Annotated in this window: 15 protein-coding genes; 9 read left to right on the top strand and 6 right to left on the bottom strand. The window is 39.1% G+C overall.

Going from position 1 to position 24,995, the window contains the following annotated elements; genetic code table 11:
- Nucleotides 1-42 precede the first annotated feature (42 nt).
- Nucleotides 43-1,296 carry a lipid-A-disaccharide synthase gene (gene lpxB, locus VH441_RS01185; RefSeq protein ID WP_434353664.1) on the bottom strand — a complete coding sequence of 418 codons (1,254 nt, stop codon included), beginning with the start codon at nucleotides 1,294-1,296 and terminating at the stop codon, nucleotides 43-45.
- 233 nt (nucleotides 1,297-1,529) lie between these two features.
- Here lpxB and VH441_RS01180 point away from each other — a divergent pair, with 233 nt between their 5' ends.
- Both VH441_RS01180 and VH441_RS01175 read left to right on the top strand, forming a co-directional pair.
- Entirely contained in the window at nucleotides 1,530-2,627 is a 1,098-nt protein-coding gene (locus VH441_RS01180; protein WP_434353663.1) for a 3-deoxy-7-phosphoheptulonate synthase, read from the top strand.
- 456 nt (nucleotides 2,628-3,083) lie between these two features.
- A complete protein-coding gene (locus tag VH441_RS01175) occupies nucleotides 3,084-4,505 on the top strand; it encodes an MFS transporter (RefSeq protein ID WP_434353662.1) in 1,422 nt (473 codons plus the stop codon).
- Nucleotides 4,506-4,658: 153 nt separating this feature from the next.
- Here the strand turns inward: VH441_RS01175 and mfd are convergent, their stop codons facing one another.
- Complete coding sequence (gene mfd, locus VH441_RS01170; RefSeq protein ID WP_434353661.1) at nucleotides 4,659-8,294, bottom strand: transcription-repair coupling factor; 3,636 nt, start codon at nucleotides 8,292-8,294, stop codon at nucleotides 4,659-4,661.
- Between the two features lie 552 nt (nucleotides 8,295-8,846).
- Between mfd and VH441_RS01165 the strand changes: the two genes are divergently transcribed.
- Nucleotides 8,847-10,484: a BCCT family transporter gene (locus tag VH441_RS01165; RefSeq protein WP_434353660.1), complete on the top strand. Its 1,638-nt coding sequence runs from the start codon at nucleotides 8,847-8,849 to the stop codon at nucleotides 10,482-10,484.
- A gap of 95 nt (nucleotides 10,485-10,579) precedes the next feature.
- Here the strand turns inward: VH441_RS01165 and VH441_RS01160 are convergent, their stop codons facing one another.
- Nucleotides 10,580-11,737, bottom strand: coding sequence for a dihydroorotase (locus tag VH441_RS01160; protein ID WP_434354333.1), 1,158 nt, complete (start codon nucleotides 11,735-11,737; stop codon nucleotides 10,580-10,582).
- Between the two features lie 11 nt (nucleotides 11,738-11,748).
- Nucleotides 11,749-12,813, bottom strand: coding sequence for an aspartate carbamoyltransferase catalytic subunit (locus VH441_RS01155; protein ID WP_434353659.1), 1,065 nt, complete (start codon nucleotides 12,811-12,813; stop codon nucleotides 11,749-11,751).
- A gap of 291 nt (nucleotides 12,814-13,104) precedes the next feature.
- Here VH441_RS01155 and VH441_RS01150 point away from each other — a divergent pair, with 291 nt between their 5' ends.
- From VH441_RS01150 to VH441_RS01140, 3 genes are all read left to right on the top strand, one after another.
- Nucleotides 13,105-14,076 (top strand): class 1 fructose-bisphosphatase, encoded by a 972-nt coding sequence (locus tag VH441_RS01150; RefSeq protein ID WP_434353658.1) that lies wholly within the window; start codon nucleotides 13,105-13,107, stop codon nucleotides 14,074-14,076.
- A 144-nt stretch (nucleotides 14,077-14,220) separates the two neighbouring features.
- Nucleotides 14,221-15,444, top strand: coding sequence for an 8-amino-7-oxononanoate synthase (locus VH441_RS01145; protein WP_434353657.1), 1,224 nt, complete (start codon nucleotides 14,221-14,223; stop codon nucleotides 15,442-15,444).
- Between the two features lie 20 nt (nucleotides 15,445-15,464).
- Entirely contained in the window at nucleotides 15,465-16,244 is a 780-nt protein-coding gene (locus VH441_RS01140) for a methyltransferase domain-containing protein (RefSeq protein ID WP_434353656.1), read from the top strand.
- A gap of 99 nt (nucleotides 16,245-16,343) precedes the next feature.
- Here VH441_RS01140 and aqpZ read toward each other — a convergent pair whose 3' ends face one another.
- Both aqpZ and recJ read right to left on the bottom strand, forming a co-directional pair.
- Nucleotides 16,344-17,045 carry an aquaporin Z gene (aqpZ, locus tag VH441_RS01135; protein ID WP_434353655.1) on the bottom strand — a complete coding sequence of 234 codons (702 nt, stop codon included), beginning with the start codon at nucleotides 17,043-17,045 and terminating at the stop codon, nucleotides 16,344-16,346.
- Nucleotides 17,046-17,254: 209 nt separating this feature from the next.
- Nucleotides 17,255-19,102: a single-stranded-DNA-specific exonuclease RecJ gene (gene recJ, locus VH441_RS01130; RefSeq protein ID WP_434353654.1), complete on the bottom strand. Its 1,848-nt coding sequence runs from the start codon at nucleotides 19,100-19,102 to the stop codon at nucleotides 17,255-17,257.
- Between the two features lie 187 nt (nucleotides 19,103-19,289).
- Between recJ and VH441_RS01125 the strand changes: the two genes are divergently transcribed.
- From VH441_RS01125 to VH441_RS01115, 3 genes are all read left to right on the top strand, one after another.
- Nucleotides 19,290-19,802: a hypothetical protein gene (locus tag VH441_RS01125; protein ID WP_434353653.1), complete on the top strand. Its 513-nt coding sequence runs from the start codon at nucleotides 19,290-19,292 to the stop codon at nucleotides 19,800-19,802.
- 159 nt (nucleotides 19,803-19,961) lie between these two features.
- A complete protein-coding gene (locus tag VH441_RS01120; protein WP_434353652.1) occupies nucleotides 19,962-21,206 on the top strand; it encodes an exonuclease SbcCD subunit D C-terminal domain-containing protein in 1,245 nt (414 codons plus the stop codon).
- The gene (locus VH441_RS01115) at nucleotides 21,206-24,973 is read left to right on the top strand and encodes an AAA family ATPase (RefSeq protein WP_434353651.1); all 3,768 of its coding nucleotides are present in this window, start codon (nucleotides 21,206-21,208) and stop codon (nucleotides 24,971-24,973) included. The genes VH441_RS01120 and VH441_RS01115 overlap by 1 nt, the downstream gene beginning before the upstream one ends.
- Nucleotides 24,974-24,995: the final 22 nt, after the last annotated feature.

The raw sequence follows: 24,995 nt of genomic DNA, 5'->3' as shown, positions 1-24,995 counted from the left end.
CAAAAGTGAAAACTAAAGAATAATAAAATTAATAGTCGATATTTAATTAGCTAGCCAGTGCTCAATGACACAATCTGCTGGTGATTGATTACTTTGCTGCCTTAATAGATTACTTTGTTCAATTAAATAATTAATCTGCTTATCTGCACTATTTGGTTGCAGCATTTGATTAACCAAACGGCAAAGGTTATCAGTATTTGCTTCTGCTTGTATCAACTCTGGCACAATTTGCTTGCCAGCTAAAATATTGGGTAAAGCAACATAAGGTGTTTTAACCAAACGTTTTGCAATTTGGTAAGTTAAATTGTTTAGTTGATAAACCACAACCATTGGCGTGCTTAAAAGCATCGCCTCTAATGTTGCTGTACCCGAGGCAAGTACAACCAAATCACTGGCTGCCATTGCCAACTGACTAAAATTAGGTTGACTTGCATCAAACACCACGGTTACCGCTTCTTGCACGTGTTTTGGTCTTTGTTCCAACAATTCTTGCACTATGTATTGGTGGTTTTCATCAATCGTAGGAATAATAAAACACAAATTTTTATCAATTAATAGCAATCTATGGACGCTATCTAAAAACAATGGTAGCATCGCATTTATCTCGCTTCGGCGAGATCCTGGCATCATACAAACCAGTTGGCTTACTTCATCATAACGATTAACAAAAAACTGCTGTAACCCTTGGTTATCCCATACCAATTGAGTCCTTAAATCAAGTTTGGGTGTATTTAATAAGTAATCGTCTATTGAATGAAGCAATGAATGCCCAACACACTTGGCTGGATGATTATGTTTTTGATAAACAGGCAATTCAAATGGAAATAAACACAGTACCAAATCGGTTGCTTTTTTTATCCCATGTATGCGTGACTCTCGCCACGCCCAAACCGATGGACTAACATATTGCACACAATACACACCGTTAGGTTTAAGTTTTTTTGCCACCCGTAAGTTAAAATCTGGGGCATCGATACCAACAAAAATATCAATATTTGCCTTATCAAAGGCTTGCAAAATTTCATCTCGTGCTTTAAATAAATCTGGCAAATGTTTAATGACTTCAACCAGTCCCATCACGGCCAAACGCGATAAAGGAAACAAGCTTTTAAGCCCTTGTCTTTGCATAGTTGTACCACCAACGCCAACCCAGTTAATGTCTGAATGTATGGCATTTAGCTTTTGCATAAAATCACTGCCTAATGCATCACCTGAAGCTTCTCCTGCCACAATACCAATCGTTAGTGGTTTGTTTCTTCCTTCAAGCTTTTTTAGTATTCGCTTATCGATGCTCATCAGTTCATCCATCATTACAAGTGGTTTATAATAAGAGTTGGTTATCACGCTAAATTTTAACATAAAGTTAACGGCATAATTTTATGTTAGCAAATTTACATAACTATTTTTTTTAGTTGCTATTAAAGTTATTCGACAATAATTCACCTTAAATCACTTGTAAATCTAAACTATGGCAAGCATAATTGTGGTAACGTGTTTTAATCTAACTTATAAAAAACTGGAAGATAATTATGACAAGCCAACCGCTAGAAGAATTACCCACTCATAACCCTGATATTGATGATTTGAATATTGAAAAGTTCATCCCTTTGTTAACACCAAAAGAGCTAAAAACAGATTTACCACTGACGCCCATTGCACATGATACTGTTAAATATGGGCGTGAAACCATCCAAAATATTTTAGATGGCAAAGACAAACGTTTACTGGTGGTTGTCGGTCCTTGCTCAATACATGATGTTAAAGCGGCTAATGAATATGCCGATAAATTGGTTGAACTGGCTAAAGAAATTGATGATGCCATTTTTGTTGTGATGCGTGTGTATTTTGAAAAACCTCGTACAACCACAGGCTGGAAAGGTTTAATCAATGACCCAGATATGAATGACAGCTTTGATATAGAAAAAGGTTTGCACACTGCCCGTAAGTTATTATTAGATTTAAACGAGCGTGGTCTGCCTTGTGCAACTGAGGCACTCGATCCAAATACACCTCAATATATGCAAGACTTAATTAGCTGGTCTGCCATTGGTGCACGTACAACCGAGAGCCAAACACACCGTGAAATGAGCTCTGGCCTATCTTGCCCAGTTGGTTTTAAAAATGGTACTGACGGCGGAATGACCGTTGCGGTTAATGCCATGAAGGCAGTTCAGTCTGGTCACAGCTTTTTAGGGCTATCATCTGATGGCAAAGTAAGCATCATTAAATCAAAAGGCAACCAATACGCTCACGTTGTATTGCGTGGTGGTTCAGCTGGTCCTAACTATGATGCAACCTCGGTAGCACAGGCAGAAAATGATTTAGCCAAAGGCACGGTTAACGGCAAAATCATGATTGACGCCAGCCATGCAAATTCAGGTAAAGATCCATACTTGCAGCCAATGGTTATCCAAAACGTGGCAGAGCAAATCCAAAATGGTAACAAGTCTATTATGGGGTTAATGATTGAAAGCCACTTAAAAGGTGGTCGCCAAAATTTAACAGATGACCTTGAAGATTTAGAATACGGCAAGTCTATTACCGATGGTTGCTTGGATTGGGACAGCACCGTTGCCGCCCTACGTAACTTGCGTAATATGGTTAAAGATGATTTGGCTAACCGTTAAATAGCCACTCAATATGAAAGCCAAGCAGTTGCTTGGCTTTTTGTTTTAACCGATTACTTTTTTATATTTTAAAGAATTATTGAGCCTACATTTCCATGGCATCTTCATATTCTTCTTGTTCCCATTCTGTGTTTTCCGTTTCTAGTTCTAGTGCCATTTTTATATTGTTCATCTTTTTCTCTCTCTATCAAACCATCTTTAATCTTATCTTTATTTAAGTAAGTCTATTAAAGCCAGTAAAGATGTCAGATAAATGACAATATCATTACTGGATGATTAAATTAGTAACGACCCTAGCATCAACATAAGTATCAACATATCAAAGCAGCAGAATAAAGCAGTAAAATCAATAATTTTGAAAAATACAATTTGATGCCATATACCGTTAATCTAAGATTATAAGATAAAATACTAAAAAAATTTGCTTATTTATTAAGCATATAATCTGCTGTTTTTATGATAGTCTATGCATCATCGCAAAAACATCACTTAAATAAAAACAACTATGACAAAGCCGTAATACCCAAAATCATGACCGAATCTTCATTGACCACCGCCAAAACAACACACACACAACCAACAAGTGTGGATGTCAAAAAAACGTTTGGCTTACTCATCACGCTTTATTTAGCACAAGGCTTACCCCTTGGTTTTATTACCCAAGCCTTACCTGCCATATTGCGTGAGTATAACGTATCGCTAAAAATGATTGGTTGGACAGGCGTGCTACTTGCCCCTTGGGCATTAAAGTTTCTTTGGGCACCCATTGTAGACAGAGTCTATCATCAAAAAATTGGGCAAAGCCGAAGTTGGATACTACCGATGCAATTTTTTTCGGCAATATTGCTTTGTTTTATTGCTTTTTTTAACCCTGAAAAACTTGCCGATTTTGAAACGCTGAGAGTCTTATTTTTTGTTTTATTTTTTCTTAATTTATGTGGAGCCAGTCATGACATTGCCACAGATGCCTTTACCACTCGCATTTTATCAGACGGGACATACAGCACAGGCAGTTCGGCACAGGTTATTGGCTATCGTACAGGGTTGATACTTGGCGGTGGCGTGTTTTTAATGGTTATGGACTACTTAAGCTGGCAAGCCAGTTTTATGGTGTTGTCAGGTTTTATTTTGCTTAACACCTTACCTATTTTTATCCATAAAGAGGCTAACTGGCAGTCAAACCAACTTTCAACTCACCAAACACACCCTGTAAGTAATACATCAAAAAAGGCATCAAACACAGCGTATGGCTGGTTTAAAGAACAATTTGGCTACTTTTGGCACAATAAAGAAATGCGTGCCTGGTTGTTGGTTTTGTTAACTTTTAAAATTACAGATGGGCTGAGCAGTGGCATGGTCAAACCAATGATGACGGATATGGGCATTAGCCTAAAAGACATTGGACTTTGGGGAAGCGTGCTCGGTTCTGCTGCTGCCTTAGTTGGTGCAGCTTTTGCCGCTATCATCATGAAGCACATACCCCGTACTACAGCTTTGGTTAGCTTTAACTTTTTACAAGCCATTACAACAGGCTTTTATGCAGTTTGTGCCTATTTTTATGAAAAAAGCAAGTATGAGCCAGTCAAGCAACTTGATAATTGGGTAATTTACTTTGCCAATACTATTGAACACCTTGCCGCTGCCATGGCGTTGGTCGCAATGCTTAGCACCGTCATGCATTATGCAAGAAACAAGCAAGCTGGCAGTGATTTTACTTTTCAGGTATGTATGTTAGCCATGTTGAGTGGTAATGGGCATATCATCAGCGGTTATATTGCTGAGGCATTAGGATATACTGGCTTATTTAGTTTAAGTATGCTGGTGGGCTTGGTTCTTTTATTACCCATCCTGTATTGGCATAAAGTACAAGCAAGATAGTTACCTAAATACCTAGAATGAGTTATTGCTTAAATAAGTAGGTAAGCTGCTTAAGCTAAGCGCATTCGTGTTGTGTTGCGTTTCATTACACAACACGAATGCGATATATCAATAGGAATACCTATATTAACCCGCTTCTTGTTAATCCTATCTTTACAATCCCTTGCCAAAATAAACCAATAACGCCTTAACTTTCTCAATCCGTTTTTTAGCATCCTCTAAAACAGCTTCTTTAGTAGCCGTATAGCGGATACCTGTCGCGCCATTCATACGATACTCATTTGGCTTAGATTGAATTAACTTAATAATTGTTATCGCATCAACAGGGGTATCAGGCGCAAACTCAAAGGTTATAGCACTATCACTGGCATCAATTTTAGTAATGCCGAGCGGCTCTGCCAGCAAGCGTAACTGATGAATAGCAAATAAGTTGCCTGTTTGTTCTGGCAACGCACCAAACCTATCAATCATTTCAGTACGAATATCAGTCAATGCTTCTTTTTCATCCACATTACTGATACGTTTATAAAACATCAAACGTTGATGAACATCATGCAAATACGCTTCTGGGATAAGTGCTGAGCAATGCATATTGATGTCTGCTGTTAATGATAATGGCGCCGTCAGATTGGGTTCTTTACCTTGTTTAATCGCCTTAGTGGCTCGCTCCAGCATATCCATATATAAGCTAAAACCAATCGCTTGCATATTGCCAGACTGCTGTTTACCCAATAGCTCCCCTGCCCCACGGATCTCTAAATCCTCACTGGCAAGCATAAAGCCTGCGCCTAATGTGTTGGCACGTTCAACCGCTTTGAGGCGTTTTTTCGCATCGCCTTTTAAACCTTTTAACGATGGCACAAGCAAGTAGCAATAGGCTTGGTGATGGCTACGCCCAACACGCCCACGCAATTGGTGTAGTTGAGCCAAGCCAAATTTATCTGCCCGCTCAATAATGATGGTGTTGGCATTTGGCACATCAATGCCCGTTTCAATAATGGTGGTGCAAACTAATACGTTATGTTTTTTGTGATAAAAATCATGCATCACTTGTTCAAGTTGACGTTCATTCATTTGTCCATGTCCCACGCCAACTCGAGCTTCAGGCACAAGCTCTCGGATACTCTCTGCCATTCGCTCAATACTCGCCACATCATTATGTAAGATATACACTTGCCCGCCACGCAATAGCTCACGCAAAATAGCCTCTTTCATAACGGCATCACGTTTTTGCATGACAAAAGTTTTGATGGCCAAGCGACGAGCTGGCGGTGTTGCAATTATCGACATGTCACGCATGCCAGACAGCGCCATGTTTAAAGTACGAGGGATTGGCGTTGCCGTCATCGATAAGCAGTCAACATCCGACTGCATGGCTTTAATGCGCTCTTTATGGCGTACACCAAAGCGATGCTCTTCATCAACAATCATCAAACCAAGGTTGTCAAACTTAACATCTTCTTGCAAAATTTTGTGCGTACCGATAACAATATCTACCGTGCCATCGGCAAGACCTGACATCACTTTATCCTGATGTTTTTTACCGCCAAAACGAGACAAGCTTGCAATATTAATTGGCCAATCGGCAAAGCGGTCAATAAAATTATCCGCATGTTGCCCAGCAAGTAACGTGGTGGGCACAAGTACCGCCACTTGATAGCCTGCATTAACGGCAATAAATGCAGCACGCATGGCAACCTCGGTTTTACCAAAACCAACATCACCACAAACCAACCTATCCATAGGTTTGTTTTGCTTCATATCATAAATAACCGCATCAATGGCATTAGCTTGGTCTGGCGTTTCTTCAAACGCAAACTGACTGGCAAATAAATCATAAGCGGTTTGTTCTACCTTAAAATGGATACCTTCTTTGGCATCTCGGCGAGCCTGCACGTTAAGCAATTCTGCCGCCACATCATGGATTTGTTCCAGCGCTTTTTGTTTTGCTTTATCCCATTTGCCACTGCCAATTTTATGTAATGGCGCAAGGGCTGGATCGCCGCCACTGTAGCGACTAATCAAATTTAAATTGGTTACAGGCACATAGATACTGGCATCATCGGCATATTTTAAATGAATAAACTCTTGCTCATCATCCACATTACCCTGACCATTAACATCAAGCGTTATCAAGCCTTGATAACGCCCAATGCCATGTTCAATATGCACCACAGGGCTATCAATGGTCATTTCGGTAACGCTTTTGATTAAAAACTCTTCGGATACATCAGACTGACGACGGCGGCGGGTTTGTAAAACCGTGCGACCAAAAAGCTGAGTTTCACTAATGATGATAAGCTGATTTGGGATAAACACGCCACGTTCTATTGGCGCGATGGTTAGACCAACTTTTGTTGATTTAGATTCAAAAAACTCAGCCAAATTATCATAAACGACCACGTCCAGCTTATCTTGTAACAAGTCGAGTAAAATCTCACGCCTGCCAGCGGTTTCAGCAACAATCAATATAGGTGTTGTGCCTTTTGTATGACACTCTGCTGAATTGGCTTTAATAAAACTTAGTAAATCTTCTAAGGGTTCTTCTTTTTGATGGCTAACGGGCAGCTCTGGAGGCGTTACACTTTCATCAAAAAAGACATGACTTGCCGAGCTGCCACCTTGCAGTGCGCTTGCCGAGAAGTACACACGAGGATATTGGTTAATTTGCTCATTTAGCTGATTGGTAGCAAGATACAGCAAATCAGGTGCCACAATCGGCTTATCAACATCATGGCGTAAATCATCATAACGTTTAGCAATCTGCTCCCAATGATTTTGTGACTGCTGACTGGCAGATTCATCTAGGATAAAAATACTATCTGCTGGCAAATAATCAAAAATCATTGCCTGCTCTGTCCATGTTTCTAAATCAAAAAATAATGGCTGGTAGTACTCAACACCAGCTGGTGCAATACCTTTCATCACATCAATATGTAGTTCCGACTTTCGACTACTGGTGTTTGGGAACATGGTCGCAAAGTTATTTCTAAAAGTTTCTCTCCCATCCTCTAATGGAAACTCCTTTGCTGGTAAGATTTGAAAACTGTTAATCGTCTCGGTTAAGTCTGGTAATTTATGCAAATCATTGATGACATCATTACCCTCTTTTAGCATCTCTTCTAAATCTTTGGCTGTTAATGTACGCTGTGTTTGCGGATTAAAAAACTTAATCGTCTCAATTTCATCATCAAACAAATCAATACGCACAGGGAAAGGCTGCCCCATCGCAAATAAATCAATGACACTACCTCTAATAGCAAACTCACCGGGTTCAAATACATTATCCACCACCCTGTAACCTGCTTTAGTAAGTTGTGTGCGCTGTTTTTCTACCTCAAAAGTATCATTTACATTTAAGTCAAAATGCTGACCAATTAACCAGCTTGCTGGTGCAACACGCTGCATCAAGGTTTGTATGCTAATCAGTAAAATGCCTTTGTTTGGCATGTCAGTCAACAAATTGATGCGCTCGGATACAATATCTTGATGAGGCGAGAGCTCATCATAGGTGAGTGTTTCCCAATCTGGAAATACATACGTATCTACACCACAAAACCTCAGTTCAGTTTCTATTTGATTTAGCTGGTTTTGGTTAGCAGTAACCACCACTTTTAAGCGTTGATTGACCTTATCGTCTGCTAATTTAGTAAGGCTCGCTAACCATAAACTCACACTCGCCCCATGCACAGGTGAAAGCTTGCGATGTTGTGCTACAGGTTTAGTAGCAATTGGGAACAGTTGATTATTTAAAGATTGGAATGTAGTTGTTAGGGATGAGATAGGCATGGCTATAGATTAGGTCTAGATAAATAAAGTATGAAAGTGGTTATTATAAAGTCATTACTGGTTAAGCAAAAGATGCAATACCATTTTTTATGAAAATAAAAAAACACCTTAAAAGCATTAATGATTTATAAAATCAATTATTATTAAAAAAAAGTTAGTCACTCAGGCAAACAATAAGTTAGTAAATCTTACTATTTAACAATATAAAAAACCCTCGTTTGTTTATGACACTTTAGTTAAAAATTTGTAAAAAAGCATTTTTTTTGTTAAAGTTGTTAAGTTTTTATTTATCTTTTGCAAAATTTTTGTGATTTTGCATTTTTTTGTTTTAATTTACAACGGTTTTATTATTTAGTTTTGGTTAAATATACATAAAATCTTTGCAATTCAAAATCCATGCTTTTTTTTAATATTAATAAAAAAAACTTATCGTATCTTATTGCTCTAGGTAAACTGTGACAGCTTTCTGATAGCAACAAAGACATGACATATTGTTATTTTTAAAATCACAAAGAATTTTGCATACTTTTTTAACAACCCAAAAGGTTAATTATGCAGAACAAGTTCAATAAAATCCCCAAACCACTTATCGAGAGATACCGAAAACGCTTATACAAAACAAAGCATGAAGTCGGTGAACACAATGTTGAAGTTATGGGGATGGATATTCATAACCCTGTTTTTATTATGGCAGCAATGTTGGTCATTGGTTTTGTTACCTTTGCTTTAGCACAGCCAGAGTTGTCAAATAGCTGGTTAAACGGTGCTAAAGGATGGTCGGTAAATAATTTTGACTGGTTGTTTATGCTTACCAGCAACATTATTTTAATTTTCTGTATTGGGTTAGTTTTCTCACCTTTTGGTAATATTCGTATTGGTGGCTTAAATGCCAAACCAGAATTTACTCGTATGTCATGGTTTGCAATGTTATTTGCAGCCGGCATGGGTATTGGGTTGATGTTTTGGTCAACGGCTGAACCTCTTGCTTATGCCAGTGGCTGGTATGGTACGCCATTAAATGTAGAGGCTGGCTCGCCAGAAGCTTTTCATGCCGCTATGGGAGCAACCATTTATCACTGGGGCTTACATGCTTGGGCAATTTATGCCATTGTTGGTCTGGCATTAGCCGTTTTTGCCTTTAACTTCCGTTTCCCACTCAGTTTACGCTCAATCTTTTATCCCCTGTTAGGAGAGCGAGTCTGGGGCTGGACTGGACATCTCATTGATACCTTAGCGGTATTGGCAACCATCTTTGGGTTGTCTACCTCTCTTGGCTTGGGAGCTCAGCAGGTTTCCAGTGGGTTGAAATTCTTATTTGGGATTGATTTGGGACTCAATGTTCTAGAAATTGGTGTCATTGCTTTTGTAACTATGATTGCTGTCATTTCAGTGACTCGTGGTCTTGATGGTGGTGTGAAGGTTTTAAGTAACCTCAATATGTTGGTTGCATTGATTTTCTTCTTGTTTGTTTTCATGGTAGGTAATCCGCTACAGTCTATTGCAAAAATCGGTACAACAACCATGGACTATGCAAGCTATTTCTTGCCTTTGTCTAATCCTGTGGGGCGTGAAGATAGTGACTTTTATCACGGTTGGTCAGTATTCTACTGGGCATGGTGGGTGAGTTGGTCACCATTTGTGGGTATGTTTATTGCCCGTATCTCCAAAGGGCGTACCGTGCGTGAATTTTTAACTTCAGTTGTTATTATTCCTACTGTTGTGACTATTATCTGGATGTCCGTATTTGGTCAAATCGCTTTAGAGCAGTACGCAAATCAAGTGGGTGAATTGGCAAACGGTGTCACCGATGCCTCATTAACCTTATTCCAAATGCTAGAGCATTTACCTTTAAGTACAGTAACCTCTATCATCTCGATTATTTTGGTGATGGTGTTTTTTGTTACTTCTTCTGACTCAGGTTCTTTAGTCGTCGATACCATTACCTCAGGGGGTAAATTAGAAGCCCCTGTACCACAACGTATCTTTTGGGCAGTTGCTGAAGGCTGTACGGCAGCAGCCTTGTTGTATGGTGGTGGTAAAGAAGCATTAAAAGCATTACAAGCAGGGACAGTCAGTACAGGATTACCATTCTCGTTTGTACTCATCATCATGTGTTTTAGCCTGTGGCTAGGTTTACGTAAAATTTATAAAGCACGTGAACAACTGATTGATGAACTAGAACAACACTAATATTCAAGCAGATTAAAAAACGCCCATTAGCTAATAAGTTAATGGGCGTTTATATTTGTAATTAGTTAACTTTATAAAATTAATGTAAAGCCATCTTAGTCAAAAAAAGTGCCTACAACCTTACCCTTTAAGGTTTGGTCAATAAATGGTGTGTTTTTACCATTAGATAGCATGCTTTGACGGTTCACTTGCCAGCATTGATTTGGGTCAATAAGCACTGATCCCTGGATTTGTTGATATTCATCACTGATACCAGCAATTTTTGCCGGATTAATACAAATCTTTTCGACCAATTGATTCGGTGTTAATACCCCCTCTTCTACCAGCTTACAAGCTAACGACATAAAGGTATCAAAGTTTGATATACCAGGGCGAGTTTCGGCAAATGGCGCTTGTTTAGCCGTATCCGCTAACGGCTCATGGTGGCTACAAATCGCATCAATTGTGCCATCAGCCAGCCCGTTACGCAGTGCTTGTTGGTCAGTATTACTACGTAGCGGTGGTAATACATATGCCAGCGAGTTAAAGCCTTCTAGGCTGTCATCTGTTAAATGCAACTGATGCATTGCCACATCACAAGTAACAGGCAATCCTTTGTTTTTAGCCCAAGCAATTAACTCGACAGACGACTTCGTTGTCAGTTGGCTAAAATGTGCTGATATGCCTGTTTCTTCTACCATCAACAGTTGTTTTGATAAGGCAACTGTTTCTGCAATCCAAGGGATACCTTGCAAACCATGAAAAGAAGCAATATAACCCTCATGTGCCACACCACCTTCTGATAAGCTGGGCTCATTAGGGTAAAAGAATACTTTTAAGCCAAAAGTTGCTGCATATTCAAGCGTGCGGAGCATAACCATGTCATTTGCAAAGGGTCTGCCGGCATTTGTAACCGCAATACAGCCGCCTTGTTTTAATCCGGCAACATTCGCAGGGTTTCTGCCAGCGAGTCCTTCGGTCAATGCCCCTAAAATATGTAGATGAATACCCCCATCGTACCAAGCCCTTTCTCTTAAGCCTTTAAATAATGAGCCATTTTCTAAAATAGGATCTGTATCTGGCGGTATCACCACATGTAAAAAACCATTGTTACGTGCTGCCATGCCTTCTGACTGCAGGGTACCATGGTGTTGTTGTCCTGGCTCGCGCAACCTTGCACATAAATCAACAAGTGGTGGCAATAACCAGTGTCCAGCAGTGTTTTTATTACTTAAATCTGGTTGTTTAAAACTTTGAGGTAGTAGGTTTAACATTTTAGTCATGGTTATTCTCCCATCTCAGAAGTTTTACTTGGTTTTGTTGTTGCTTGTGTCATTTGCTTGCGATAGTCACGTTGCCCTTCCATTGCAAGTGATAAAACCGCCATACGCACTGCAATGCCATTGTTAACTTGCTTTAAAATAACAGACTGGTCTCCATCGGCAACACTGGAGGAGATTTCGACACCTCGGTTCATCGGACCTGGATGCATTACTAACGCATATGGGCTTGCCTTAGCAACCCTTTCTGGCGTTAAGCCATAAGTTTTAAAATACTCACTTGATGATGCCAACAATGGCGAGCCAATTCGTTCATTTTGAATCCTTAGCCCCATTAATACATCACAGCCTACAACCGCATCATCAATATCTTCATACACAGTTACCCCATACCGTTTAATGCCTTTTGGTAAAAGCGTTTGCGGGGCACATACTCTAATATCTTTTACGCCAAGCGTTTTTAATGCACTGATATCAGAACGAGCAACACGAGAATGCTTAATATCCCCAACGATACAAACTGATAAATCTTCAAATGGTTTTTTTGCTTCTCGATGAATGGTTAACATATCAAGCATGCCTTGCGTTGGGTGCGCATGCCAGCCATCACCACCATTAATAATAGCAATATCGGGCGTGACCTCTGTTGCCATAAAATGTGCAGCACCCGATGCACTGTGACGAACAACAAAAATATCGGCACTCATGGCTTGCAAATTCCATAACGTATCCCTTAGGCTTTCCCCTTTTTTGGTACTAGAAGTGGCAATATCTAGGTTCAATACATTTGCACCCAACCTTTTTTCAGCAACTTCAAAAGTGGTTCTTGTTCTGGTCGAGTTCTCAAAAAACAGATTCATCACAGTCACGCCTTCTAAATCGGTGGCATTAGATAAATGACCGTTTTCATCAAAATAGCTTTCTGCTTTATGAATAATTTGCTCTAATTGCTGTTTGGACAAACCTTCCACACCTAAAAAATGGCGTATCCCGCCCCCTTTAGTTAATTGTGGCTGACTGAGTGATGCATTTAAGCGGGCATCGATATCCATTTGGGTTTTATCATTCATAGCAATTACCGTTTTGAGGGTTGTACATAAAAAATTGTGAATATTTAGCCAGCAGAGCTTATTTTCGTCACTTATCAAAAAGACAAACCTTTTGAAATTTGATAAACTCTGTATAAAAATTTACAGTTTATTTTACCGAATTTTATACGCTGTCTAAAGTATATTTTAACTTAAATTGTGAGCGAACATGTATGCGCTACTATTTATGTATACATTAGTATAAAGTTAAACTCAAAATTGACTCAACAACGCCCTATTTATTGGTTTGATGACATCAAAACAGGATAAAAAATGATAACCCTTAACACGTATTTAAATGAAAAAAACCATACATCCCCTGCTATTGCAAGTGCCGTTAGCACCATTGCAAATGTTGGTGTTGAAATCAGCAAGCTGTTGCAACGTGGTGCATTGGCAGACATCCATGGCGAAGCAGGCAACCAAAATGTGCAAGGTGAAGAACAAAAAAAGCTAGATGTTATCTCTAACGATTTACTGTTAGATGCTTTATCGGCAAATTCTGTTTGTGCAGGGGTTGCTTCAGAAGAGTTAGATGATGCCACACCAGCCAATCCAAACGGCGAGGTTTTAGTACTTTTTGATCCACTTGATGGCTCTAGTAACATCGATATCAACATGAGTGTGGGTACCATATTTTCTATCCTACCCTACCAAAACCAAGGTTCAGAAGTTACTAATAATGACTTTTTACAAACAGGGCGCAATCAATTAGCCAGTGGTTATATTGTTTATGGTCCTTCTACCATGCTTGCAATTACATTTGGTAATGGGGTTGCTATGTTTAGCCTCGACCCAGCTAGTAATGAATATGTCCTGATTGAAGAAGCGGTAAAAATTAGTGCCGCCACAAATGAGTATGCTATCAACGCATCTAACTACCGCCACTGGTTGCCACCAATGCAACAGTATATTGACGAGTTAATTGCCGGTAAAGATGGCGTACGTGGAAAAAATTATAATACCCGTTGGGTAGCAGCTATGGTTGGCGATGTACACCGTATTTTATGCCGTGGTGGTGTTTTCACCTACCCATTTGATACCAAAGACCCAAAAAAACCAGGCAAACTACGCCTAATGTATGAGGCAAACCCAATGGCATTGCTAATTGAACAAGCAGGTGGTTTAGCAACAGATGCCGTCAATAATATTTTAGATATTGAACCAACAGATATTCACCAACGTGTCCCAGTTGTGTTAGGCAGCAGTGAAGAAGTTGAGCGAGTCAAAGCATTGCACGCTTAACAGTTTTTGTTGTTGAACATTGATTGATATTTAACTAATATGGGAGTGTATCGACATTCCCATTTTTTATATTTTTTGTTTTTTAGGGATTAAAAATGAAAAGCCAGTTAACTTCCGTTATCTCCTCACTACCTGAGATGCATCATGGTTTCTAGTATTGCCCACTACCAGCAAGCTTTAGAGCATTTACAATCTAAGCAGCAATACCGCCGCATCCCTGCCTTAACGCATCATGGAAAATTTGTTGAGGTAGATAATAAAAAGCTGTTAAATATTGCCAGTAACGACTACCTTGCCATTGGTATGGACAACAAGCTACAGGCAGATTTTTTAGATTACATTGCTGACATGCCGACGGATGAACGACCCAAACTGGGTGCTACCTCATCCAGGCTGTTAACAGGCAATGATACCCAGCTTAGCTTGTTAGAAAATGAGTTAGAGGTTTGGTATGCATCCACTGAAAGTAAAGAGCTAAAGCATGCAAGTTTTCAAAAGTCTGCGCTCGTATTTAATAGTGGCTATCATGCCAATATTGGTTTGTTACCTGCATTAACGCGATTGCCGGTTAAAACAATGATTATTGCCGACAAATTGGTACATGCCAGTATCATTGATGGACTGCAACTGTCAAAAGTTAATAATAAAACCGATTTTAAACGTTATCGCCATAATGATTATGCACATTTGCAAAGCCTGATTAAATGCGTTGCCGATGATATCCAACGCATTATTATTGTGACAGAAAGCATCTTTAGTATGGATGGCGACAAAGCAGATTTAAAAGAATTGGTTAAAATTAAGCAAACTGACAAACGTATAGAACTGTATGTTGATGAAGCGCATGCCGTTGGCGTATGTGGTAAAACAGGTTGCGGCGTTGCCGAGGAGACAAACACCATCGGTGATATTGACTATTTAGTAGGCACATTTGGTAAGTCATTTGCCAGTATGGGGGCTTATTTAATTTGCGAACCTGTTGTAAAAAAATGGCTAACCAATAGCTTGCGCCCATTAATTTTTAGCACAGCATTACCCCCAATGACACACGCATGGAGCCGTTTTGTTTTAGCAAAAATGCCTTATTTAAATGATAAGCGCAAACAGTTGCATACTTTATCAAGCCTGACAGCAAAAGCCATAGAAGAAAAAATGCAACAAGCTAACCCAAGTCAGTCTGCCATTATTCCCTATATTTTAGGCAGCAATGCATTGGCCTTAGATAAAGCACAACAATTACAACAAGCGGGGTTTTATGCCCTACCAATACGCCCGCCAACTGTGCCAGCAAATACCGCCCGTGTACGTTTGGTTATGCATGCAGCAATAAATGAGCAGCAGCATAAAAAACTGCTACAATGTTTATAGTTTAATCATCTGTTTTTATTATGTCACAACCTAACACCCTGTCTTTATCAAAACGCAAACATAGTATTGCAAATCAATTTGCTAATGCGAGCAGTTATGGAAAGCATGCCACTGTACAAAAAAAGATTTGTGCGCTAATCACACATCAAGCTCCAGTAAAAAACTACGATAGTATTTTAGAGGTTGGCGCTGGTACAGGCATACTTACAGAGTATCTAGCAAAAAAGGTATCCGCAAAAAGTTGGCATATTAATGATTTAACCAACAAGTCTACACACAAAATTAGCCAAATATTGCCCAATGCCAAGTTTTATTTTGGTGATGCCGAATTGATGGATTTAGGCACGAACCATGACCTTATTGTTAGCGCCAATGCAATTCAATGGTTTGATAACCCCTTAAGTTTTATTGGTTCTTCTGCACAAAAGTTGCGGTCAGGTGGGCACTTATTATTCAACACGTTTACACCCAAAAATTTTTATCAAATTAAAAATATTACCGGTTATGGGTTGCAGTACCCTACTGTTGAACAATGGGAAGATGAGTTAAATAAATTTGGCTTTAATCAAATCGATATTAGCATTCATAATTATACGTTATGTTTTGATACCCCAGCTCAAGTATTAAAACACATCCGAGATACAGGCGTATCTACCGCTAATAATAATGAGTCAAGTTTTGTGTGGACAAAATCTTCATTACAACAATTTTATTGCCAATATACAAACCAGTACAGTAATAGCAACCAACAAGTTGAGCTATGTTACGAGGTACTATTAATCAGTGCAGTTAACTCCTAGCAAATTGTTTTATTTTTAGTGCCATAAAAAATCACGGCATAAAAAAACCACAGCGCTTAGCCTGTGGTTTTATATTTTTTATAGATATATATTTATCAGTTAGTCATTTTCTGGTGACATAAATCGATAAGTAACACCTGCTAAAATTGCACCCACGATTGGCGCAACCCAGAATAACCAAAGCTGCTGAATCGCCCATCCGCCAACAAAAATTGCTTGGCTTGTACTACGAGCTGGGTTAACAGAGGTGTTAGTAACTGGGATACTGATTAAATGGATTAGCACCAATGCCAAGCCAATGGCTAAACCTGCAAAACCAGCGGGTGCTTTAGAGTGCGTTGCACCCAAAATCACAATTAAAAAGAAGAAGGTCATAACCACTTCTGCTACTAATGCAGCTACCATGTTGTAACCACCTGGAGAATGCTCGCCATAGCCGTTAGCAGCAAAACCACTACCAACTAAATCAAACCCTGCTTGACCAGAAGCAATAAAATAAATGATTGCAGCACCAACAATTGCCCCTAAAACTTGCGAAACAATGTAAGGTACTAAATCTTTTGCAGGGAAACGACCACCCGCCCATAAACCAAAAGAAACTGCAGGATTTAGGTGACAACCAGAAATATGACCAATTGCATAAGCCATGGTCACCACGGTTAAACCAAATGCCAGAGACACGCCAACAAAGCCCACATTTAAAGCAGGGAACAGCTCAGCATTTGTGGCCAAAACCGCTGTACCACAACCGCCAAGTACAAGCCACATAGTGCCGATAAACTCAGCCATTAATTTTTTCATAACATTACCTCAATTGTAACCATTATTTTTTAACATAAAAATTTAACATAAATAGGAGTTATTCCTATTTAAAATATTTGATAATTTAATAGTAAACCTGACAAAGATGCCAGTCAATTTTAGTTACACAACCGCATACAAAAAGTACTAATTAAACGTTTTAATCTACCGTTATTTATGATTGCACACTATAAAGGTAAGGCAAAAAACTAAGCAGTTAGCTCAGTAACATCTAACGCTTTTATCATCATCTGAATATTTTGGTTACCATTCCACTCATTAATATCTAGCTCAAACAGCACATGCACTTTACTTGCTCTGTAATCCCAGACGCTATTATCATAATTAAACCAAATGGCATCAATGGGATACTGCACCTCAGGATATTTTAAGCTAAATTTAAGATGCTTATCTTTTAAAATACGATGATTAATTACCTCAAAAATCCCATCAAAAGTTGGTGCTACAAAACCATGCCCCCAAATGTTGGCTTGTTTAAGGTTATCAACAAACAATAAGCTAAAGTCTTGCCCTATCAGTTGTCCATCGGTATATTTTTCTTCTGTAAATACTGCATCATCAACCGCTTCTAATATTTTATTAAAAGCTTTTGTAAACCCACTAAAGTTGGACCTTTTAATCGTTAAGCCTGCTGCCATTGCATGCCCGCCAAAGTGAGAAACCAACTCTGGATTTTGTTGTGCTACTTGTTCTATTGCATCCCGAATGTGGATGCCAGCAATCGACCTTGCAGAGCCTTTAATTAAATCGTTATCATCTGTTTTTGCAGTATCAGCGGGAGCAAATACAATGGCAGGTTTGTAGTAGCTTTCTTTTAGTCGTCCTGCCACAATGCCAATCACTCCTTGGTGCCAATCGTCTTGATAAAGCACAAGAGACTTATGCGTTGGGTTATGATGGTTTTGGTCAGAAGATAAGCAAGCGGTATCATCAAAATTTTGCTTATCTTTAGCGACATCTCCCTCATCCAACTCGGCGTCAACCGATGCAACATCATTCGCCAATGTTTGAAGCACTGCATCTGCTTCTTCTCTCATTTTGCTTTCTACCGAACGGCGCTGTTTGTTTAAGGTATCAAGCTGATGTGCCAAACGTTGGGCAACACCCCAATCATCTGTCAGTAGGCATTCAATACCTATTTTCATATTATCCATACGCCCAGCAGCATTGATGCGTGGTGCAATCACAAAACCAAAATCCTGTGAGGTGATTTTATGATGGTCTCGCCCTGTTTGCTCTAAAATTGCAAGTATGCCAACCGAGCAACGCCCAGCTTTAATCACATTTAAGCCATGGTGTACTAAAATTCGGTTATTTTGGTCAAGCACACCCACATCGGCTATTGTTCCTAATGCAACTAAGTCCAGATGTTTACTCACTTGATAGCTAGATTTGCCTTGCTCTCGTCGGTGTTTTGCTAAACGCCCAAGCACATAAAATGCCACGCCAACGCCAACTAGTGATTTACTTTCAAACGCGCAGTGTAACTGGTTAGGATTCACCACTGCCTCAGCAGGTGGTGTGGGTTTGGTGGTCAAATGATGGTCGGTAATAATCACTTCAATGCCATGCTCATGCGCTTTGGCAACGCCTTCGTGGCTAGAAATTCCGTTATCAACGGTAATGATTAAATTAGGATTAAACTCACGGATACCAAGCTCAACAATTTCTGGTGTTAAACCATACCCATATTTAAAACGGTCTGGTACGATAAACGACACCGTAGCACCACTTGGTTTGCCAAGTTCTGTCAACACCCGCATCATTAGGGCTGTACTGGTCGCCCCATCGCAATCAAAATCACCGACAATTAAAATACGTTTTGCATCATCTAACGCTTTGTCCATTATCAAAACAGCATCATCAATACCCAACAAACTATTGGCTGGCAATAAGTCGGTTAATTGCGTTAGTAATTGATTGGCATCCGTAATATGACGCCCAGCATAAATGCGTGCAAGCGTTGGTTGGGTTTTTGCTAGCGGCTGTAGTCCAGCAGGTAGCTCACCAGTATAGCGAAGGGTTAATGTTAACATATCATTATTGTAGCGTTTAAATAGTGGGTTTCCAAGCAGCAATGTTTGCGCAACTTAACAAGGTTATGATTGAAAAACTTAAAAAAGACATAATATAGTAATCATGAGTTTTTAAAATCATTAACATATTATGCATATAATTGCTGATAATCCTATCTTTGAATCGATTAAATAAAAAGGTATAACAATGAGTAACGCCAATATCCCTAATGAATTACCGTCCTACATTGACCCAAGCATAGATTTAAATAAAATCCGAAAACAATGTGAAGATATCGTTAACTCACGTGCTAAAGTCTCTGCTGGCGTTGCCATTGTGCCAATCCCTTTTTTTGACGTCGCTGTAGATGCTGGTATGCTGACTGCCCTACTACCAGAAATTACCGCCAAATTTAAGCTGATTGAAAACCCCTCAGATATTAGCAAGCTCGGTAGTGAAGACGAACGCTATACAGAACTAAAAGACCGTGCAATATCATTTGCGGGTTTGATGGCAACACGTGGCATGGTTAAACAAACCATCCAAGGTTTTGGCACGCGTATCCTCACTAAGCAAGTGACAAAGTACATCCCTTTTGGTGGGCAAATTGTTGCTGCCAGTATTGGCTATATCATTTTTAAAAAAATAGCGACCGACCACATTGATGAATGCCATAAATTGGCACATCAAATTCAATTGCGCTCTATAAAACCAGAATAACGCACTAAACAATGCCACCAAAAACCACAACAGACACGACTCATATTGTCGTGTTTTTTGCTTTTAAAGCTGACAAGACTAAAATATTCAATTATAGTTAAACTACGCAATGTTAACTTTTTCAGCAACCCTATCCATTTATTACATACAAAATACAACATGCTTAAAATATTACATACATCAGACTGGCACTTAGGCAGACGACTTTATGGACAAACACGTTATGAAACGTTTGCTGCCTTTTTAAACTGGCTTTATGATTGTATCGTAAAACAACAAATCGACGTGTTGATTGTTGCTGGTGATATTTTTGATAGCATGACCCCAAGCAACAAAGCACAGGCATTGTATTATGAGTTTTTAGGCAGAATATCTCAAAGTGGTACATGCCAACACATCATCATTGTTGCTGGTAATCATGACTCCCCCAGCCTACTTGATGCCCCAAAAGACGTATTAAAGTTTCTCAACGTACATATCATTGGCACTGCTTGTGAAAATATTGAAGAAGAAGTGATTACCTTAAATAATAAAAATAATGAGCCACAAGCCATTATCCTTGCCGTACCCTACTTGCGTGACAAAGATGTTAGAAAAAGTAACGCTGGCGAGTCTAGCACCCAAAAGCAGTCACAAGTGGTTGCAGGCATAACAAAACATTATGCTCAAGCAACCGAGTTTGCCGCACAAAAACAAAATGATTACTTAAAAAAATATGGCAAAAAAGTGCCTTTAGTCGCCACGGGGCATTTGATGGCAATCGGTGGCAAAACCACCTCTGATGATGGCGTACGAGATTTATACATTGGCAGTTTAGGTGGGGTTTCTGCCAATATGTTTGATCCAATTATTGACTATGTGGCTTTAGGGCATTTGCACGTACCACAATTGGTGGGCGGAAACGAGCATATCCGTTATTCTGGTTCGCCCATACCTATGGGCTTTGGCGAGGCTAACCAACAAAAACAAGTTTTATTAATCGAATTTACGGATGAAATGCACATCAAACCAATTAACATACCAACTTTTCAAAGGCTTGCCCAAATAAAAGGAGATATGGACCACATCACACAGCAAATTAATCAACTAAAAACACTTAATGAACCTGTTTGGATAGAGGTAATTTATAACGCCAAGCAAATAGTTAGCAATTTGTCAGAACAACTGCATCAATTAGTACAAGCAAGTGATATTGAAATTATTAAAATTAACAATACGCAAACCTATCAAAAAATATTAAAACAGACAGAACAGTCTGAATCCCTTCACGACTTAAGCCGTGAAGACGTCTTTGCCCGTTGCTTAGAAACGCACGACATCTCTGAAGACCAAAGAACTGAACTTATGGCATGTTTTCAAGAGATAGTTTATGAAATTGAGCATGACGATGTAAGGGCAGAATAATGAAAATCCTATCTTTAAAACTAAAAAACCTAAACTCACTAAAAGGTGAATGGCAAATTGACTTTACCAACCCAGCCTATCAAGATAGTGGGATTTTTGCCATTACAGGACAAACTGGTGCTGGTAAAACCACAATTTTAGATGCCATCTGTTTGGCTTTATACGGCAGAACGCCTCGTGTTGAAATCAGTAAAAGCAACAATGAAGTCATGACTCGTGGCAGTGCTGAGTGTATGGCAGAGGTTGATTTAGAAATAAAAGGCAAAGTTTACCGCTGTAATTGGTCACAACATCGAGCACGTAAAAAAGCAAATGGAAACTTACAAGATGTTACCCACACCTTAAGCCGATTGCAATCACACCAACACCATACAGGCACAATTTTAGAAAGCAAAGCCACTTTAACAAAAAAGCAAATTATTGATCTTGTTGGTATGGATTTTGAGCAATTTACACGTGCGGTTTTATTAGCACAAGGTGATTTTGCAAAATTTTTAAAAGCCAAATCGGATGATAGAGCCAATATTTTAGAAAAAATAACAGGCACAGACATTTATGCGGCCATCTCTCGCCGAGTATTTGATAAAAAACGCAACCATGATGGTAAATTAAAAGAACTAACGGCTACCCTTAACGGGATTGAGTTGCTATCAACAGAGCAAGTTGAACAGATACAACAAAAAATAGACGCACAACAAAAACAGCAACAACATTTTACCAGCACCTTAGACGCCCTCAATGAGCAAATCATTTGGCAAAAAACCATCGCACAATTAACCAATGATATTGCCAACCAAAACACCCAACTTGATAACGCCCAACAAGCACTTACCGACTTTGCACCACAAGCCAAACAGCTAAAGCAGGCAAACCAAGCGTTAGAAATTGATGGGGACTATTTAAAACTGGCGCATAGTGAAAAATTGCAAAGCGAGTTGATTGAAAAACAAACCCAGCTCAATAACCAGTTAGACATTGAACAAAAAAATCTTGAATCTAGCAAAACACAGCTCCAAAATGCCCATGCTAGCTTCACACAAGCTAACACACTATTAGAAACGCAACTTCCGATTATCAATCAAGTCAATACAATTGATGGCGAGTTAAAACATGCCAAAAATCGTTTGGCAGAAATAACACAACATCATACAGAGCAACAAAACAATGTTAGTCAAATAAAACAACAAATTGATGATAATAAAACAATAATAGAAAACCAAAAAAGCAATTTATCAGATGTTAATCAATATCTAAGCTTGCACCCTACTCATGCAAATTTAAGCATTGAATGCGATAAACTGACACGCTTTTGCAACAGCATTAAAAACCTACTTTTAGCTAATAGCGATGCAAAAACTGAATTGACTCAGCTGACTGAACTCAGCAAACAGCTTGAACCTAAAAAACAAGCCGTTAATCAAAAAATTAAAAAGATTGAGCAAGAGATTAACACGCATCAACACAATTTAAGCACACAACAAAATAATGTGGCTACCTTGCTAGCAAACAAAACCATTGTAACGCTAAGAGCCCAACTCACCGAAGCAAACAGCCATCAACACCTGTTAGACACCCTTGTGCAACAACAAACACCTTTGGCAAATTTGGTAGAAACCAAACAGCAATTAATCACACAACGCACAGAGTTAAACAAACAACTTGATACACAGCAAAGTACGTTAGACCATCTCAGTCAAAACTTAAAGGCAAAACAAGAAAGCCTTGCCTTACAGCAAAAAGTCATCAAGCTAGAGCAACACATTGCTGCGCTAGAACAAGATGAAGCCTGCCCCATTTGTGGCGCAACAGAGCATCCTTATTTAAAAGATTTAGCGCATGGTTCTCATCCGCATTATGATCCAAGTAATCCACAAATTGATAAACTCAATGAGATAACTGTACAAGTTGATGCACTAAAACACGAGGTAAGTACTAATCAGTCTTCTATTTCTCAGCTCAAACAAAATATTGCGGTTAATACCACCCAGCTTAATACCACTTTAGCTCAAATTGAACAAATTTATTGCCATATCCAATCAACACAACCACAACTAGTGAACGCACTAAAAGTTGAGTCGCTTGACGCAACCAGCACCCGTGTTTTAAACAGCAAGTTGGTTGATTTGCAAAGTAAGCAGCAACAAAAAATAAAATCAGCACAGGCAATCATCAGCCAGCATGATGAGGCACAGCAACAAATCACCCAAATAAAACAGGTATTACAGCAACACACAGAGGCACTTAACCACACTCAAAAACAGTTGAGTGATATATCGGTTGAAGAAAAATTATATAACCAAAGAATAGAGCATATTAACAACCGCATTAATAAAAACTTTATTGACTTAAACAGCCAAACTGACGAGTTAGAGACACTGTTACAACGCCATCAACACTCTGCGCCCACAAAGCTAAAAGCCAGTATTGCGCAATCACACTTGTTGACAGTTAATGATTACGAACCATTGATAGATAAGCTACGCAATATTTATGCAGAATGGCACACCTTAGAAAAAACCTATCGTCACACACAAGAAGAAAAGATTGAACTAGAAAAATCAATCAGTGTTTTTGACTCTAAACAAAACCAATTGCAACAGCAATATACGCAAAATAGTCAAATACTTGATGAATTAGGCAATAAACTGACCGAGCAACAACTTGCCTACCAAAATAAGATAAACGATAGACAAACCTTATTTGCTAATAAAAACCCTATTGAAGAAGAACAAGGGTTGCGATTGGCATTAGAGCAAGCCCAACACACTTATATAAACATTAAAGAGCAACAACAAAGTTTACAAAATAATGTCAACCACCTCTTAAAATCACTGAGCGAGCTGGCAATATCCATTAATGACAACCAAGCAACATTAACCCAGCAGCGCAATCTTTTTAATCAAAAACTTGGCAAACAGGGCTTTAGAGATACCCCACACTTTTTAGCTGCACGCCTACCTCAAACACAGCGAGCGCATCTTACCAAGTTACATGATGCACTTACTTCCGAGGTTGCTCGGTTAACAACCATGTTAGAAAATAATAAGCACTCGTTACAGCAACAACGGGATAAACAATTAACAAAAACACCATTAAATGAGCTATTAGCATTAGAGTCACAAACCAAACTACAAGTTAATAAGATTGCAGAACAAATAGGCATTTATACCCAACAGCTTAATGAAAACAAAGCCAAGCAAAACAAAACAACCCAACAGCAGCAAGCGATTGATAAACAAAAAAAAGACAATCAAATGTGGGATCAATTAAATATGCTCATTGGCTCAAGCGATGGTAAAAAGTTTAGAATTTTTGCCCAAGGACTAACATTTAAAGCCATGATTCAAAACGCGAATGCACAGCTACAAAAAATGAGCGACCGATATTTGCTAATCATGGATGAAAATGAGCCACTTGAACTAAACGTTATAGATAACTATCAAGCAGGCGAAATACGCTCTTGTAAAAATCTATCGGGTGGCGAAAGCTTTATCATCAGCCTTGCTTTGGCTTTGGGGCTTTCACATATGGCGAGCCAAAACATCAATGTTGACTCTTTATTTTTAGATGAAGGCTTTGGCACGCTGGATGAAGACTCGTTAGACATTGCGCTAGACACGCTTACCAGTTTACAACAGACTGGCAAACTAATTGGCGTTATCTCGCACGTACAAGCTTTAAAAGATAGAATCTCTACTCAAATTAAAGTAGAAAAACTAAGTGGTGGCATCAGTCAAATTAGTGGCGCTGGTGTTAGCCACTGCTAATAACCCACTACCCCTAAAATTA

It is taken from the genome of Psychrobacter sp. HD31, from assembly GCF_051097895.1.
Classification (GTDB): Bacteria; Pseudomonadota; Gammaproteobacteria; order Pseudomonadales; family Moraxellaceae; genus Psychrobacter.
The sequence above is the reverse complement of the archived record's forward strand: the minus strand, read 5'-3'. Positions and strand labels throughout refer to the sequence as shown.

Excerpts from the sequence above, each read along its gene's own strand:
- VH441_RS01150 (WP_434353658.1), top strand. The coding sequence starts at position 13,105 with ATGATAACCCTTAACACGTATTTAAATGAAAAAAACCATACATCCCCT.
- VH441_RS01175 (WP_434353662.1), top strand. The coding sequence starts at position 3,084 with ATGATAGTCTATGCATCATCGCAAAAACATCACTTAAATAAAAACAAC.
- VH441_RS01120 (WP_434353652.1), top strand. The coding sequence starts at position 19,962 with ATGCTTAAAATATTACATACATCAGACTGGCACTTAGGCAGACGACTT.
- VH441_RS01155 (WP_434353659.1), bottom strand. The coding sequence starts at position 12,813 with ATGAATGATAAAACCCAAATGGATATCGATGCCCGCTTAAATGCATCA.
- VH441_RS01140 (WP_434353656.1), top strand. The coding sequence starts at position 15,465 with ATGTCACAACCTAACACCCTGTCTTTATCAAAACGCAAACATAGTATT.
- VH441_RS01115 (WP_434353651.1), top strand. The coding sequence starts at position 21,206 with ATGAAAATCCTATCTTTAAAACTAAAAAACCTAAACTCACTAAAAGGT.
- VH441_RS01125 (WP_434353653.1), top strand. The coding sequence starts at position 19,290 with ATGAGTAACGCCAATATCCCTAATGAATTACCGTCCTACATTGACCCA.
- lpxB (WP_434353664.1), bottom strand. The coding sequence starts at position 1,296 with ATGAGCATCGATAAGCGAATACTAAAAAAGCTTGAAGGAAGAAACAAA.
- aqpZ (WP_434353655.1), bottom strand. The coding sequence starts at position 17,045 with ATGAAAAAATTAATGGCTGAGTTTATCGGCACTATGTGGCTTGTACTT.
- mfd (WP_434353661.1), bottom strand. The coding sequence starts at position 8,294 with ATGCCTATCTCATCCCTAACAACTACATTCCAATCTTTAAATAATCAA.
- VH441_RS01165 (WP_434353660.1), top strand. The coding sequence starts at position 8,847 with ATGCAGAACAAGTTCAATAAAATCCCCAAACCACTTATCGAGAGATAC.
- recJ (WP_434353654.1), bottom strand. The coding sequence starts at position 19,102 with ATGTTAACATTAACCCTTCGCTATACTGGTGAGCTACCTGCTGGACTA.
- VH441_RS01180 (WP_434353663.1), top strand. The coding sequence starts at position 1,530 with ATGACAAGCCAACCGCTAGAAGAATTACCCACTCATAACCCTGATATT.
- VH441_RS01145 (WP_434353657.1), top strand. The coding sequence starts at position 14,221 with ATGGTTTCTAGTATTGCCCACTACCAGCAAGCTTTAGAGCATTTACAA.
- VH441_RS01160 (WP_434354333.1), bottom strand. The coding sequence starts at position 11,737 with ATGTTAAACCTACTACCTCAAAGTTTTAAACAACCAGATTTAAGTAAT.